The following is a 14718-nucleotide window of genomic DNA, read 5'->3' on the forward strand; positions in this document are numbered from 1 at the left end:
GCCATCCGACACCCGGCGACCCCGGCCGATTCACCTGATCGTGAAGGTCAGCAGGGTTGGTCGACGCCCTGCGGGGTGTCGTCGTCGGGGGTGCCCGCCGCGTCCACCTGGTTGCCGCACATCGCGCCCTGGTCGGCCTCCGACTCGACCTGGAAGGCCGCTGCGGTGATTCCGGTGATCTCGTTGTCCTCGACGACGTTGCCGCCCTTGTCGTACTCGTCGCTGTCGCTCTTGATCTTGACGGCGACGCCGGCGCTGTCGCTGATCGTGTTGTTGCGCACGACGTTGGCGTGACCGCGCAGCTCGATGTTGCTGCCGTCGAACTCCGTGGACTCGGTGTTGCCCGAGCACGTGTTGCCCTCGAACACGTTGTCGTGGGCGTTCTCCTTGACGTTGAAGCACTCGGAGCCGAATGTCCGGATGATGTTGCCGGTGACCCGGTTGCCGGAGCTGGTGTCGTTCTCGTGCATCGGCTGGCTGTCGGACTTCGGGCTGGTGCCGATGTAGACGCCCTCGCCGTTGTGGTACTCGAACCGGTCGCTGTCGTCCTCGCTCTTGCCGAACAACCCGCAGTACTGGATAACGGAGTCGGCGATGACGTTGTCGAAGGCGTTGTTGCGCAGCCGCACGCACTCGCCGCCCGCCCCGCTGAGGAACATGTCCCGGATGGTGATGCCGGTGATGTCCTTCGAGTCGTCCGCCGCGCCGATGTAGATCAGCCGGCCGTCCTTGACGACGTCGCGGACGCTGTTCTTGAACGCCGTGATCGCCGCCACGTCGGTGGGCAGCTGCCTCCCCTTGAGCCCCTCCTGCCCGTCGATGGTGAAGCCCTCGAGGGTGTAGTGGCTGTGGTCGATGCTGAAGACCCGGCCTTCGCCGTAGAGCACGGCCTGGTAGCGGCCCGCCTGGTCCTGCCCGGTCTCCGGACCCTTGATCGTGATCGGGGCCCCCGGGGCGCCGGGCTTCACCGTCACCGGCTGCTCGTGGTACTCACCGGGCGCGAGGTTGATCGTCGTCCCCGGCTCGGCCTGCTCCAGCGCGGCCTGGATCGTCTTCAGGGGCGCGCCGGAGGACCCGTCGTTGCTGTCGCGCCCCGCGGGGTCCACGTACAGCGCCGGACCGGCGGCCACCGGTGGCGGTGGCGGGGTGGCCGGTGGTGGTGGCTCGGACGCCGGGCTGCGCACCAGCAGCACGACGACGAGCACGGCGACAGCCAGCGCGGCCCCGATCGCGACGTTGCGCCAGACCGTTGTGCGCCGGGACGTCCCGGCAGACGTACTGCGGACCACTGGATACCCGTTCCGTTCCGGCGAGCTCGGATGAGCGCACTCCGACGACGATGATGCCGCGGTGGCACGGTCGGGGCGACACCGGTACCTCGCCTGACCCCGACCGGGCGACCCCCGGGGTGGGTGACCTGCGGTGTCAGGCGAGGATGCGCAACGGGGCCTCGAGGAGCTCGGCGAGCGTGCGCAGGAAGCCCGCGCCCGTGGCGCCGTCGACGACGCGGTGGTCGCACGACAGCGTCACGCGCATGACCGTGCGCACGACCGGGACCCCGTCCCGTGGGCGCAGCTCCTCGGTCGCCGCGCCGACGGCGAGGATCGCCGCCTCGGGCGGGTTGATGACGGCGGTGAACTGCTCGATGCCGTACATGCCGAGGTTCGACACGGTGAACGTGCCGCCGGTCATCTCGTCGGGCCGGAGCCTGCGCTCGCGGGCCCGCGCCGCGTAGTCGCGGGTCTGCGCGGCGATCTCGGAGACGCTGCGGCGGTCGGCGTCGCGCACGACCGGCACCAGCAGGCCCGACTCGACGGCGACGGCGACGCCGACGTGCACGCCCCGGTGGCGGTGCAGGACGTCCCCCGCGAAGGACACGTTGACCTCCGGGTGGGCGCGCAGTGCCGCGGCCACCGCCTTCACGACGAGGTCGTTCACGCTGACCTTCGGGCCGCCCGCCGCCACGAGGGTCGTGTTCAGCGTGGCGCGCAGCGCGAGCAGGTCGGTGACGTCGACGGCCCGCGTCAGGTAGATGTGCGGCGCCTCCTGCTTGCTCTGGGTGAGGCGTGCGGCCGCGATCCGCTGCATCGCCGTGAGCGGGACCTCCTCGGCGTCCTCCGGTGCGGGGCGGGACGGAGCGGCGGCCGGCGCTGCCGGGGTGGGCACGGCCGGGGTGGGCGCAGCATCGGCGGGCGCGGGCGCGGGCGCGGGCGCGGGCGTGGACTCGGCCGCGGCCTCGATGTCGGCCCGGATGATGCGCCCGTGCGGGCCGCTGCCCTGCACGGTCTGCAGGTCCACGCCCCGCTCCCGGGCGAGCCTGCGCGCCAGCGGCGAGGCGGGCGGCCGTCCGTCGCGGGCGGCGGCCGGAGCGGGCTCCTGCGCCGCGGGCGCGGCGGCGGGCTCGGGCGGCGCGGGTTCGGCGCCGGGTTCGGCGCTCGGTTCGGGGGCGGCGACGGGGGCCGGCCCGCTCCCGCTGCCGTCACCGAGCGTGCCGATGGGCGTCCCGATGGGCGCGCTCTCGCCCTCCGCGACGAGGATGCGCTCGAGCACGCCGTCGTCGTAGGCCTCGAGCTCCATGATCGCTTTGTCGGTCTCGATGTCGGCGACGACGTCGCCCGCGCTCACGGGGTCCCCGACGCGCTTGTGCCAGGTGGCGATGACGCCCGCCTCCATCGTGTCGGAGAGGCGGGGCATGGTGATGTCGGGCATTGGTGTCCTCGCTGCGGTGTCCTCGTGGCGGGTCAGGGGAGCCGGCCGACGGCGGCCAGGGTCTCCCGCACGGCGGTCAGCAGCGAGTCGGCCGAGGGCAGCGCGGCCTGCTCGAGCGGCTTGGCGTAGGGCAGCGGCACCTCGGCGGCGGCGACGCGGCGCACCGGGGCGTCGAGGTGGTCGAAGGCGCCCTCGGAGATCGTCGCGGCGATCTCGGCGCCGATGCCGTAGGTGAGCCAGTCGTCCTCGGCCACCACGGCGCAGCCCGTCTTCCGCACGGACGCGACGATCGTGTCGCGGTCCAGCGGGCGCAGGCTGCGCAGGTCGACCACCTCGGCGGAGATCCCCGACTCCGCCAGCCGCTGCGCGACCTCCGTGGCCACCGTCGCCATGCGGGAGTAGCCGATGATCGTGACGTCGCTGCCCTCGCGGGTCACCGCGGCGCGGCCGATCTCGGCGGCAGGCAGGTCCTCGGGCACCTCGCCGCTGGTGTTGTAGAGCGCGAGGTTCTCCAGGAACAGCACCGGGTCGTCGTCGCGGATCGCGGCCCGCAGCAGCGCCTTGGCGTCGGCGGGCGTGCTCGGCGCGACGACCTTCAGGCCGGGGACGAACGCGTAATAGAGCTCGATGTTCTGCGAGTGGGTGGCGCCGAGCTGCTGGCCGCCGCCGCCGGGGGTCCGGATGACCATCGGCACGGACGTCTGGCCGCCGAACATCCCGTAGATCTTCGCGGCGTGGTTGACGATCTGGTCGAGCGCGATCAGCGAGAAGTTGATCGTCATGATCTCGACGACCGGGCGCAGGCCGAGCATCGCGGCGCCGATGGCGGCGCCGACGAAGCCCTCCTCGGCGATGGGGGTGTCGCGGACGCGCTTCTCGCCGAACTCGGTGAGCAGGCCTGCGGTGATCTTGTACGAACCCTCGAAGACGCCGATCTCCTCGCCGATCAGCAGGACGTCGTCGTCGCGGAGCAGCTCCTCGCGCAGGGTGCTGCGCAGGGCCTCGCGGTAGGTCATTTCGGGCACGGCGGTTCCTCAGCGGTAGAGCGCGTCCGCCGGCATCCGGCGCGACTCGTTGGCGACGGGCGTGGCGTAGGTGTGGTCGAACAGCGTCGAGACGTCGGGGTGCGGGCTCGCGTCGGCGAACGCGACGGCCTCGTCGGCCTCGGTCTTCGCCCGGGCCTCGAGCGCGGTGAGCCCGTCCTCGTCGGCGACCCCGGCGGCGAGCAGCGCGGCGCGGAACCGGGCGATCGGGTCGGCGGCGCGCGCCGCCTCGACGTCGGATCCCGTCCGGTAGCGCGCCGGGTCGACCACGGAGTGACCCTTCAGGCGGGAGCTCATCGACTCCAGCAGCGCCGGCTTCCCCTCCGTCCGCGCCCGCTCGACCAGGCGGCGGGCGGCGTCGCGGACCGCGAGCACGTCGTTGCCGTCCACCCGCTCGCCGTGGATCCGGTACGCGGAGCCGCGCTTGTGCAGCTCGGGCTCCGCGGAGGAGCGCTCCACCGTGGTGCCCATGCCGAGACCGTTGTTGACCACGACGTAGACGATGGGCAGGTTCCACAGCGCCGCGATGTTCAGCGACTCGTGGAAGGCGCCGATGTTGGTGGTGCCGTCGCCCATCTGGCAGACCACGACCTCGTCACCGCCGCGGTAGTCGATCGCCATCGCCGCGCCGGTCGCGAGCGGCACCTGGCCGCCGACGATGCCGTAGCCGCCGAGCAGCCGCGCGTGGGCGTCGAACAGGTGCATCGACCCGCCCCAGCCCTTGGACGTGCCGGTCGTGCGCCCGTAGAGCTCGGCCATGACCCGGCCCGGCTCGATGCCCTTGGCCAGCGCGTAGCCGTGCTCGCGGTAGTTGGTGAACAGGTAGTCGTCGGGGCGCATCGCGGCGAGCAGCCCGACGACGGTGGCCTCCTCACCGAGGTTGAGGTGGCAGTACCCGCCGATCTTGGCCTGGGTGTAGCCCTGCGCCGCGCGCTCCTCGAACCGGCGCACGAGGACCATCTGGCGGAACCAGTCCCGCAGGAGCGCCGGGTCCTCGGCCGCGAGCGGGTCGGCGGGCTTGCGGCGGCGGCTGGCCGTCTTCGCCCTGGTCGTCGTCGTCATGGCAGGTCCTCCGGGTCGCGGCGTCGCTCCCGTCAGCCTCGTCCCGGGCGGGGGCCCGCACCATGATCGGATGCCCACGTTCGCCGCCGCGCGATTGGGCAGATTGCCCAATGGTCCGGATGTCGCGCCGCGGCGAGCAGGTGCTGTAGCATTCGCCCGGTCTATATCAGGAAACCTGTTATAGGGGGAGCATGGGCACCGTCCCGCCGCAGGGCACCGAGATCGCGCGCTTCCTCGACTGGCTGCGCACCGAGCGCGGGCGCACCTTCGCGTCCTACGCCGACCTGCACGCCTGGTCGACCGGCGACCTCGACGGCTTCTGGTCGGCCGTCGCCGAGTTCTTCGCCGTCCGGTTCGAGACGCCGCCCGAGGCCGTGCTGGCGAGCCGGGGGATGCCGGGGGCGCAGTGGTTCCCGGGCGCGAGGATCAACTACGCCGAGCACGCGCTGCGCCGGGCGGGCGACGAGCCTGCGGTGATCGCGTACTCGCAGACCCGGGACCGGGTCGAGCTGTCCTGGTCGCAGCTGCGCGACCAGGTCGCCCGCGCCCGCGCGGGCCTGCGGCGCCTCGGCGTGGGCCGCGGGGACCGCGTCGTCGCCTACGCCCCGAACATCCCCGAGACCCTCGTGGCGTTCCTGGCCACCGCGAGCCTCGGCGCGGTGTGGGCGAGCTGTGCCCCCGAGTTCGGCGCTCGCAGCGTGATCGACCGGTTCGCCCAGGTCGAGCCGGTCGTCCTGCTCGTCGTCCCCGGCTACACCTACGGGGTCAAGCCCGTCGACCGCACGGCCGAGGTCGCCGCGGTGCGGGCCGGCCTGCCGTCGGTGCGCCACGTCGTCGCGATCCCCTACGGCCCGGGGGAGGTGCCCGACGCGCTGCCGTGGGAGGCGCTGCTGGCCGAACCGGCCGATCTCGTGCCCGAGTACGTGCCGTTCGACCACCCGCTCTGCGTGCTGTTCTCCTCCGGCACCACCGGGCGGCCGAAGGCCATCGTGCACGGGCACGGCGGGATCCTGCTCGAGCACCTGAAGAACCACGCCCTGAGCTGGGACCTGCGCGCCGGCGACCGGATCCTGTGGTTCTCCACCACGGCGTGGATGATGTGGAACGCGCTGGTCTCCGGCCTGCTCGTCGGTGCGAGCGTCGTGCTGGTCGACGGCGACCCGGTCCACCCCGACGCCAGCCGGCAGTGGCGGCTGGCCGCGGAGACCGGCGCGACGCTGATGGGTGCCTCGCCGGGCTGGCTGATGGCCTGCCGCGCCGCGGGCCTGGAGCCGGCGCGCGAGCACGACCTCTCCCGGATCCGCCAGATCGGCGCCGCCGGCAGCCCCCTGCCGCCCGAGGGCTACCGCTGGGTGGCGCAGCAGTTCCCGGGCGTGCTGCTCAACGTCGGCAGCGGCGGCACCGACGTGTGCTCGGGCATCGTGCAGGGCGGGCCGTGGCAGCCCGTCGTCGAGGGGGAGATCGCCGGGCCCGCGCTCGGTGTGGCGGCAGCCGCGTTCGACGCCGATGGGAAGCCGGTGGTGGGTGAGCTGGGCGAGCTGGTGATCACCGAGCCGATGCCGTCGATGCCCGTCGGCTTCTGGGGGGACGCGGACGGCGCGCGCTACCGGCAGGCCTACTTCGACCTCTACCCCGGGGTGTGGCGGCACGGGGACTGGGTGCGGTTCTCCGGGGCCGGGACCGTCGTCGTCGCCGGCCGGTCCGACGCCACGCTCAACCGGGGCGGCGTGCGGCTGGGCACGGCCGAGTTCTACGGGGTGGTCGAGGAGCTGCCCGAGGTCGCCGACAGCCTGGTGGTGCACCTGGAGGACCCGGCAGGCGGGAACGGTGAGCTGCTGCTGTGCGTCGCGCCCGCGCCCGGGGCGCAGCTGGACGAGGCGTTGCGCGCCCGCATCGCCGGGGCGCTGCGCACCGCGCTGTCCCCCCGCCACGTCCCGGACCGGATCGTCGCCGTGCCCGCCGTGCCGCGGAACCGGACCGGCAAGAAGCTGGAGCTGCCGGTGAAGCGGATCCTGCTCGGCGCCGCGCCGGACGACGTCGCCGGGCGCGACGTGCTCGCCGACCCGTCGTCGCTGGACGCGTTCGTCGAGCTCGCGTCGGCTCGGTCGGGCGGGGACAGCTCAGTCGGGCAGGGACAGTGCGGAGAGGGCGAGTGAGAGCTCGACGTAGGCCTGCCGTCCGGTGAGCGGGCGGCCGACGAGCTCCGTGACGCGGTGCAGGCGGTTGAGCACCGTGTTGCGGTGGCAGTAGAGCCGTTCCGCGGCGACCCCGGCCGAGCGGTCGGCCTCCAGCCATGCGGTGAGCGTCTCCAGCAGGACGTCACGCTCGCGCGGCGCCAGCCGCAGCACCGGCCCGAGCCACGACTCGACGATGCGGCGCGTGAGCTCGGGGGAGCGCAGCAGCAGCGCCTCGGGATAGCGGTCCTGCACGCAGACGACGCCCGCGCTGCCCTTGGGCGTGGTGCCCAACGCGAGGACCGCGAGGCGGTGGGCCGTGGCGACCCCGGCGAGGCCGTGCGACGTGCGGGCCACCGCGACGCGCCCGCGGGCGAGGGACCGCAGCGCCCCGAGGACGAACGGCGGGCCGTGCCCGTCGGCCGGGACGAGCCCGACGAGGGTGTCGGTCCGGGCGTGCCACACCGAGCGGACGCCGAGGGCGGCGAGCGCGGTCTGCGGGCTGGGCAGCGCCGCGGTGCCGTCGGCGTCCAGGTCGGCGACCACGATCAGGTATCCGCCGTCGAGCGGCAGGTCCAGCTGGTCGGCGACCCGCTGCCCGGTGGTGCCGCCCGCGACGACCTCCTCGAGCAGCGCGTGCCTGCGCTGGTCGTCGCGGCGCAGCTGCTCGGCCTCGGCCTGCCGGTACGCCGTGGACAACGCCGACGACAGCCCGTCCACGACCGTCCACATGGCGGTGGCGGCCGCGCCCAGCGCGGCCACGTCGACGGGCGCGGCGCGTTCCAGCAGCGCCTCCCAGACGACCCGGCCCCCCAACCGGAAGGTCCGCAGCATCACCTCGAGCGGGACGCCCTGCTCGGCCCGGTGCCGGCCGATCGGGCCGGCGACGGGGTCGTCGTCGGCGTCGCCGGGACGCCCCTCGGCCACCAGCACCAGCACCCGGGCCAGGTACTGCCGGCACCCGTCGCGCAGGTCCTCGGGTGGGACCCGCCGGTAGTCGGTCCACTCCGGGTTGTCGGTGAAGACCGCGGTGACGAGGCGCTCGGTCAGCACCTCGACGTCGGGCAGCCACGCGGCGGCGACCACCGACAACGCGCCCGCTCCCTCCACGAGCTCAGACCGTACTTGCCGCCGGCGCCCGCGACGGCGTCTTGGACGGCATCGTGGCGGCGAGCCACTCGAGCTGGCGACGCACGTGCACGGCGTCGCCGCCCTCGTGGCCGTTGAAGGGGTGGACGGCGATCTCCTTGGGCGACCCGGCGTAGTGGTTGTAGGCGGCGAACACGGTGGAGGGCGGGCACACCGTGTCGCGGAGCCCGACGGCGAACAGCGCGGGCGCGGTGGCGCGGCGGGCGAAGTTCACGCCGTCGACGTAGGAGAGCGTGTGCAGGACGGCGTCCTGGGCGCCGCGGTGCACCGACAGGTACTGCACGACCTCCTGCCACGGGTGGGCGTCGGTGATCTCCAGGGCCCGCCCGGGGTGGCAGAGGAAGGGCACGCTCGCCAGCACCGCGGTGAGGTCCCCGACGAGCCCCGCGGCGGCGAGCGCGAGCCCGCCGCCCTGGCTGTTGCCCGCGACGGCGACGCGCCGCGGGTCGACGCCGGGCAGCTCGCGGACGGCGTCGACGGCCCGCACGGCGTCGGTGACCAGGCGCCGGTAGTAGTGCTGCGCGGGCTCGCGGATCCCGCGGGTGAGGAAGCCGGGGGCGGCGGGGCCTGCGCCGACCGGGTCGTCGGTGTCGCCGCCCGTGCCGTACTGGCCGCCCTGCCCGCGGGTGTCCATCAGCAGGTGCGCGTAGCCGGCGGCGGCCCAGGTGAGCCGCTCGTGCGGCAGGCCGCGCCCCCGCCCGTAGCCGAGGTACTCGACCACCGCGGGCAGATCGGCGTCGCCGGCGTGCGCCGGCCGGGAGAACCACGCCCGCACCGGGTGCGCCCCGAAGCCGCGGAACGTGACGTCCCAGGTGTCGACGAGCACGAGGCCGTTCTCGACGGGCCGAACGTCGGCGACGGGATCGGCCCTGCGCGCGTCCGCGAGCGTGGCCGCCCAGCTCGCGTCGAGGTCGGCGGGCTCGCGGACCTCGGGGCGGTAGGTCTCGAGCCGGTCGAGCGGGAGGTCGAACAGCGCCACGGGTCTCCTCTGCTCCGGTCTACTCGCGGGGTGGCGCGGTGCTCTCGCGCACGACCAGCTCGGTGGCCAGCTCGATGCGCCGCAGCGGCGGGTCGTCGCCGCGGGCGAGTGCGAGCACCATGGTGGTGGCGGTGCCGGCCATCGTGCGCAGCTGCTGGTCGACCGTGGTGAGCGCGGGGCCGGTCCAGCCGGCGAGCGGCAGGTCGTCGTAGCCCACCACGGACAGGTCGCGGGGCACGTCCAGCCCGAGCTCCCGCGCGGCCCGCAGCACCCCCAGCGCCTGCATGTCGTTGCCGGCGAACACCGCGGTGGGCCGGTCGGGCCGCGCGAGCAGGTCCTTGCCGTGGCGGTAGCCGCCGTCGACGGAGAAGTCACCGTGCCGGATCAGTGACGGGTCGACCCTCTCGCCCGCCTCGTCGTGGGCGCTGCGGAAGCCGTCGATGCGGGCCCGCGAGCACAGCACGTCCTCCTGGCCGGAGATCACGGCGATGCGCCGGTGCCCCAGTCCGAGCAGGTGCCGGGTGGCGGCGAGGCCGCCGCCCCAGTTGTTGGAGCCGACGGTGGGCACGCCGGTGGGCAGCTCGCCGAGCGTGTCGACGACGACGAACGGGATGGAGCGGCTCTCCAGCTGGTGCTGCTGCTCGGGAGCGAGCGTGGACAGCACGAGGATGACCCCCTGCGGCCGCCGGGCCAGCACCGCGTCGAGCCATTCCTGGCGGGGGTGGTGCTCGCCGCCGAGCTCGGAGAGGACCACGCCGACGCCCGCGGCCGCCGCGGCGGTCCCGACGCCGCGGATGATCTCGATCGACCACGCCGAGTCCATCTCGTGGAACACGAGGTCGACCAGCGGTGGGCCGGGCGCCGCGGTGCGCCGGGGGCGGCGCTTGTAGCGGTGGCGGGCCAGTGCCTCCTCCACCCGCGCGCGGGTGTCCGGGGCGACGTCGGCGCGCCCGTTGAGCACCTTCGACACGGTCGGGACGGACACGCCGATCTCGGCGGCGATCGCGGAGATCGTCGCCGCGGGGCCGGGCGGACCGGAGTGCCCGTTGCTGCGGGAGTTCGGCATCGGTGGGTTCCCGGGGGTTCGGTGCTGGGGCGGCGGCGTGGTGTCGCAACTATCGGCGCAACCTAGCAGCCCGACGCCCGCGCGGAGGACGCGGCTCGCCGGCCTGGCCACGTCGAGATCGTTCCGCTGCAGCTCGGGGCTTGACGCCTGTGAGAGGCGCCTCCTAGGTTGCCTCTCGACTATCGGAGACTCGCCCGAAATTTCGACGCCGGAGGCAACGCCGCCCGATGACCGCCCACGTGGAGATCGAGCCCGCCGTGGTACCCGCATGGCGGGACACGCGCCGGGCTCCTGAGGAGCGCGCCGAGGACCTCGCGGGGCGGATGACCCTTGAGGAGAAGCTCGCGCAGCTCGTGGGCGTGTGGGTCGGCGCCGACGCCACGGGCGGGGAGGTGGCGCCGCACCAGGCGCAGATGACCTCGCGGCCTGTCACCTGGCCCGACGTTGCCCGCCACGGCCTCGGCCAGCTCACCCGCCCGTTCGGCACCGCGCCCGTCGAGCCCGCCGCCGCGGCGCGCTCGCTCGCGCGGTCGCAGGCCCAGGTGGTGGCCGCGAGCCGCTTCGGCATCCCGGCCGTGGTGCACGAGGAGTGCCTGGCCGGCTTCACGGCCTGGCGGGCCACGGCCTACCCGGTGCCCCTGTCCTGGGGCGCCGCGTTCGACCCCGAGCTGGTCGAGGAGATGGCGGGGCGGATCGGCGCCTCGATGCGGGCGGTCGGCGTGCACCAGGGCCTCGCGCCGGTCCTCGACGTCACCCGCGACCCGCGCTGGGGTCGCACCGAGGAGACGATCTCCGAGGACCCGTACCTCGTCGCCACCGTCGGTGCCGCCTACGTGCGCGGCCTCGAGGGCGCCGGGATCGTCGCCACGCTCAAGCACTTCGCGGGCTACGCGGCCTCGCGGGCGGGCCGCAACCTCGCGCCGGTGTCGATGGGCCACCGCGAGCTGGCCGACGTCGTGCTGGCGCCGTTCGAGGCGGCCCTGCGCCTGGGCGGAGCCCGGTCGGTCATGCACTCCTACACCGAGATCGACGGCGTGCCATCGGCGGCGGACACCGCGCTGCTCACCGGCCTGCTGCGCGAGGAGTGGGGCTTCACCGGCACCGTCGTGGCCGACTACTTCGGCGTGCGGTTCCTCGAGACGCTGCACCGGGTCGCGGCCGACGGTGCGCAGGCCGCGGGCCTCGCGCTCGCGGCCGGCGTGGACGTGGAGCTGCCCACCGTCGACGCGTACGGTCCGCCGTTGCACGACGCCGTCCGGGCGGGCGAGGTGGACGAGGCCCTCGTCGACCGGGCCGTGCGCCGCGTGCTCGCCCAGAAGGCCGAGCTGGGACTGCTCGACGAGGACTGGTCGCCACAGCCCGCCACTCCGGACCCGGTGCTCGACGACGCCGCGAGCCGCGACACCGCGCTGCGCCTGGCGCGCGAGTCGATCGTGCTGCTGGCCAACCCGCGCGCGGTCCTGCCACTGGCGCCAGGCACCCGGGTCGCGCTGGTGGGCCCGCTCGCCGACGAGCCGCTGGCCATGCTGGGCTGCTACTCCTTCCCCGCCCACGTCGGCGTGCACCACCCGGACCTGCCGCTGGGCATCGAGATCCCCACGGTGCTCGACGAGCTCCGGGCCGCCCACGGCCCGGTCGAGCACGTCCGCGGGTGCGACGTGACCGAGCCGGACACCAGCGGCATCCCGGCCGCCGTCGCCGCGGCGCGCGAGGCCGAGGTCTGCGTGGTGGTCGTCGGCGACCGGGCGGGCCTGTTCGGCCGCGGCACGTCGGGGGAGGGCTGCGACGCCACCGACCTCACGCTGCCCGGAGTCCAACCCGACCTGCTGCGCGCGGTGCTGGCCACCGGCACCCCGGTCGTCGTCCTGCTGGTCACAGGGCGGCCCTACGCGATCGGCGAGTACGCGGACGGCGCGGCCGCGATCGTCCAGGCGTTCTTCCCCGGCCAGCGCGGCGGGCAGGCGATCGCCGAGGTGCTGACCGGGGCCGTCGCGCCGTCGGGCCGGCTGCCGGTGAGCGTTCCGCGGCACGCGGGCGGGCAGCCCGGCACCTACCTGTCACCGCCGCTGGGCCTGCGCTCCGGCGTCTCCGACGTGGACCCGACGCCCGCGTTCCCGTTCGGGCACGGGCTCGGCTACACGGAGTTCGCCTGGACCGGTGTGCGCGCCGCGCGGCGCGACTGGGCGGTGGACGGCGCCGCGGAGGTCGAGGTCACCGTGCGCAACACCGGCGAGCGGGCGGGCGCCGACGTGGTGCAGCTGTACCTGCACGACCCGGTCGCGCAGGTCACGCGCCCGGTCGTGCGCCTGGTCGGCTACGCCCGCGTCGCGCTGGAGCCGGGGGAGGGTGCCCGCGTCCGGTTCACCGTTCCCGCCGACGTCACCGCCTTCACCGGCCGGGACGGGCGGCGGATCGTCGAGCCCGGCGAGGTCGAGCTGCGCGTCGCGCGCTCCAGCGCCGACGTGGTGGCCGCACTGCCGCTGCGCCTGGTGGGCGCCGAGCGCGCGGTCGGGCACGACCGCGCGCTGGTCACCGCGGTCTCGGTCGAGCGCGGCCCCGCCGTCCGCAGCGCCGCCGAGCCGGCGGAGGAGGTCGCATGAGCGTGCAGGACCCGGCACTCGCGGTCGACGGGGCGAGCCCCCGCGGCCCGGTGGCGGCGGCCGGTGCCGCGGTGGTCGCCGCCGATCCGCCGCCGCCCCGCACGGGTGCGAAGGTGCCCTGGCGGCGCGCGCTGCGCCGCGACTGGCAGCTGTACTCGCTCGTGCTGCTGCCCCTGCTGTTCTTCCTGGTGTTCCGCTACGTCCCGATGCTCGGCAACGTCATCGCGTTCCGGCGGTTCCAGCCCGGCGGCAGCATCTTCGGCGAGGACTGGGTCGGCCTGCGCTACGTGCTGATGTTCCTGAACGACCCGACGTTCTGGCAGGTGTTCGGCAACACCTTCCTCATCGGGGCGCTCTCGCTGCTGTTCTGCTTCCCGCTGCCGATCGTGCTGGCCCTGCTGCTGAACGAGGTGCGGGTCCGCTGGTTCAAGCGGTTCGTGCAGACGGTGTCCTACCTGCCGCACTTCCTGTCGATCGTGATCGTCGCCGGCATGGTCATGCAGCTGCTGTCGGTGGAGGGCACGGTCAACCAGATCGTGCGCGCGTTCGGCGGCGACGCCGTGCCGTACCTGCAGCAGCCGGAGTGGTTCCGCACGATCTACGTCTCCTCGGAGGTCTGGCAGACCGTCGGCTGGGGCACGATCCTCTACCTCGCCGCGCTCACCGCCGTCGACGAGAACCTCTACGAGGCCGCCCGCATCGACGGCGCCGGCCGCCTGCGCCAGACGTGGCACGTCACGCTGCCCGGCATCCGGCCCACGATGGTCACGCTGCTGATCCTCAACATCGGCACGTTCATGGCGGTCGGCTTCGAGAAGGTCCTGCTGCTGTACAACCCGCTGACCTACCCGACGGCCGACGTCATCTCGACCTACCTGTTCCGGCTCGGCCTGCTGTCGAACAACTTCAGCTACGCCGCCGCGATCGGCCTGTTCGAGGCGGTGATCGGCCTCACGCTGATCCTCTCGGCCAACGCGATCTCGCGGCGCACGGTGGGAGCGAGCCTGTGGTGACCAAGACCGTGGCGACCAAGCCGGCCGTGCGCGTCCGCCGACGTCCGGGGATGCAGGACTCCCGCGCCTACCGCGCGTTCCGGGTGGTGAACACGGTGGTGCTGCTCGGCGTGGTCGCCGTGACGCTCTACCCGTTCCTCAACATCGTCGCCCAGTCGTTCAGCGACGAGGCCGCGATCCGCGCGGGCGAGGTCAACCTCCTGCCCAGGGGTTTCAACACCGTCACCTACCAGCTCGTGATGTCCGACGACATGTTCTGGCGCAACTACCAGAACACCGTCGTCTACACGGTGGTGGCCACGGCCATCGCGATGGTGCTCACCACCTGCTACGCCTACGTGCTGTCCAAGCACGAGCTGCGCGGGCGCAGCGCCCTGATCGGCATCGCCGTGTTCACGATGTTCTTCAACGGTGGGTTGATCCCGAACTACGTGCTCATCACGAGCCTCGGCATGAAGAACACCTTGTGGGCGATCGTGCTGCCCAACGCGATCTCGGTGTTCAACCTGCTCGTGATGAAGTCGTTCTTCGAGAACATGCCGCGCGAGCTGGAGGAGGCCGCGCAGATCGACGGCCTGTCGACCTACGGCGTCCTCTGGCGGATCGTGCTGCCGCTGTCGAAGGCGGTGGTCTCGACGATGACGCTGTTCTACGCGGTCAGCTTCTGGAACTCCTGGTTCGCCGGGTTCCTCTACATGGACCGGGCCGAGCTGTTCCCGGTGACGGTCTACCTGCGCAACCTCATCGCGGGTGCCGAGACGGCCGGCTCGACCGGCGGCAGCGGCGACAGCCTGCTGCAGGTGGCGGCGAACATCCAGTCGGTGACGATCGTGCTCACCGTCCTGCCGATCCTCGCCGTCTACCCCTTCATCCAGAGGTTCTTCGTGTCGGGCGTGATGCTCGGCTCCGTCAAGCAATAGGCA

At 73.7% G+C, this 14718-nt stretch carries 11 protein-coding genes; 4 read left to right on the forward strand and 7 right to left on the reverse strand.

Annotation, left to right across the window (positions count from 1 at the left end; genetic code table 11):
• Positions 1–47: 47 nt before the first annotated feature.
• The 4 genes from FB558_RS37770 to pdhA all read right to left on the reverse strand — a co-directional run bounded on the left by FB558_RS37770 (position 48) and on the right by pdhA (position 4814).
• Positions 48–1289: a right-handed parallel beta-helix repeat-containing protein gene (locus FB558_RS37770; RefSeq protein WP_142062685.1), complete on the reverse strand. Its 1242-nt coding sequence runs from the start codon at positions 1287–1289 to the stop codon at positions 48–50.
• Between the two features lie 136 nt (positions 1290–1425).
• The gene (locus tag FB558_RS37775) at positions 1426–2709 is read right to left on the reverse strand and encodes a dihydrolipoamide acetyltransferase family protein (protein ID WP_211367124.1); all 1284 of its coding nucleotides are present in this window, start codon (positions 2707–2709) and stop codon (positions 1426–1428) included.
• Between the two features lie 32 nt (positions 2710–2741).
• Positions 2742–3725: an alpha-ketoacid dehydrogenase subunit beta gene (locus tag FB558_RS37780; RefSeq protein ID WP_425468150.1), complete on the reverse strand. Its 984-nt coding sequence runs from the start codon at positions 3723–3725 to the stop codon at positions 2742–2744.
• An 18-nt stretch (positions 3726–3743) separates the two neighbouring features.
• The gene (pdhA, locus tag FB558_RS37785) at positions 3744–4814 is read right to left on the reverse strand and encodes a pyruvate dehydrogenase (acetyl-transferring) E1 component subunit alpha (RefSeq protein WP_142062691.1); all 1071 of its coding nucleotides are present in this window, start codon (positions 4812–4814) and stop codon (positions 3744–3746) included.
• Between the two features lie 191 nt (positions 4815–5005).
• Between pdhA and FB558_RS37790 the strand changes: the two genes are divergently transcribed.
• Positions 5006–6970: an acetoacetate--CoA ligase gene (locus tag FB558_RS37790; RefSeq protein WP_142062694.1), complete on the forward strand. Its 1965-nt coding sequence runs from the start codon at positions 5006–5008 to the stop codon at positions 6968–6970.
• Here FB558_RS37790 and FB558_RS37795 read toward each other — a convergent pair.
• Genes FB558_RS37795 through FB558_RS37805 form a run of 3 tightly spaced genes read right to left on the reverse strand, consistent with a single transcriptional unit; the run spans position 6935 to position 10182 of the window.
• A complete protein-coding gene (locus FB558_RS37795; protein WP_142062697.1) occupies positions 6935–8098 on the reverse strand; it encodes a PucR family transcriptional regulator in 1164 nt (387 codons plus the stop codon). The genes FB558_RS37790 and FB558_RS37795 overlap by 36 nt on opposite strands.
• A gap of 4 nt (positions 8099–8102) precedes the next feature.
• A complete protein-coding gene (locus FB558_RS37800; RefSeq protein ID WP_142062700.1) occupies positions 8103–9116 on the reverse strand; it encodes an acetylxylan esterase in 1014 nt (337 codons plus the stop codon).
• A 19-nt stretch (positions 9117–9135) separates the two neighbouring features.
• Positions 9136–10182, reverse strand: a complete 1047-nt coding sequence (locus FB558_RS37805; RefSeq protein ID WP_142062703.1) for a LacI family DNA-binding transcriptional regulator — start codon at positions 10180–10182, stop codon at positions 9136–9138.
• Between the two features lie 227 nt (positions 10183–10409).
• Between FB558_RS37805 and FB558_RS37810 the strand changes: the two genes are divergently transcribed.
• Genes FB558_RS37810 through FB558_RS37820 form a run of 3 tightly spaced genes read left to right on the forward strand, consistent with a single transcriptional unit; the run spans position 10410 to position 14715 of the window.
• Entirely contained in the window at positions 10410–12782 is a 2373-nt protein-coding gene (locus FB558_RS37810) for a beta-xylosidase/alpha-l-arabinosidase (protein WP_142062706.1), read from the forward strand.
• Positions 12779–13795: an ABC transporter permease gene (locus FB558_RS37815; protein ID WP_142062709.1), complete on the forward strand. Its 1017-nt coding sequence runs from the start codon at positions 12779–12781 to the stop codon at positions 13793–13795. Before FB558_RS37810 ends, FB558_RS37815 begins: the two co-directional genes overlap by 4 nt.
• Positions 13792–14715, forward strand: coding sequence for a carbohydrate ABC transporter permease (locus FB558_RS37820; protein WP_246107054.1), 924 nt, complete (start codon positions 13792–13794; stop codon positions 14713–14715). Before FB558_RS37815 ends, FB558_RS37820 begins: the two co-directional genes overlap by 4 nt.
• Positions 14716–14718 lie beyond the last annotated feature (3 nt).

This window comes from Pseudonocardia kunmingensis (assembly GCF_006716445.1).
In the GTDB taxonomy this organism is placed as follows: Bacteria; Actinomycetota; Actinomycetes; order Mycobacteriales; family Pseudonocardiaceae; genus Pseudonocardia; species Pseudonocardia kunmingensis.

What these genes read in the sequence shown, in the direction of transcription:
- FB558_RS37775 (WP_211367124.1), bottom strand. Translation starts at nt 2,709, where the DNA reads ATGCCCGACATCACCATGCCCCGCCTCTCCGACACGATGGAGGCGGGC.
- FB558_RS37780 (WP_425468150.1), bottom strand. Translation starts at nt 3,725, where the DNA reads ATGACCTACCGCGAGGCCCTGCGCAGCACCCTGCGCGAGGAGCTGCTC.
- pdhA (WP_142062691.1), bottom strand. Translation starts at nt 4,814, where the DNA reads ATGACGACGACGACCAGGGCGAAGACGGCCAGCCGCCGCCGCAAGCCC.
- FB558_RS37790 (WP_142062694.1), top strand. Translation starts at nt 5,006, where the DNA reads ATGGGCACCGTCCCGCCGCAGGGCACCGAGATCGCGCGCTTCCTCGAC.
- FB558_RS37805 (WP_142062703.1), bottom strand. Translation starts at nt 10,182, where the DNA reads ATGCCGAACTCCCGCAGCAACGGGCACTCCGGTCCGCCCGGCCCCGCG.
- FB558_RS37810 (WP_142062706.1), top strand. Translation starts at nt 10,410, where the DNA reads ATGACCGCCCACGTGGAGATCGAGCCCGCCGTGGTACCCGCATGGCGG.
- FB558_RS37815 (WP_142062709.1), top strand. Translation starts at nt 12,779, where the DNA reads ATGAGCGTGCAGGACCCGGCACTCGCGGTCGACGGGGCGAGCCCCCGC.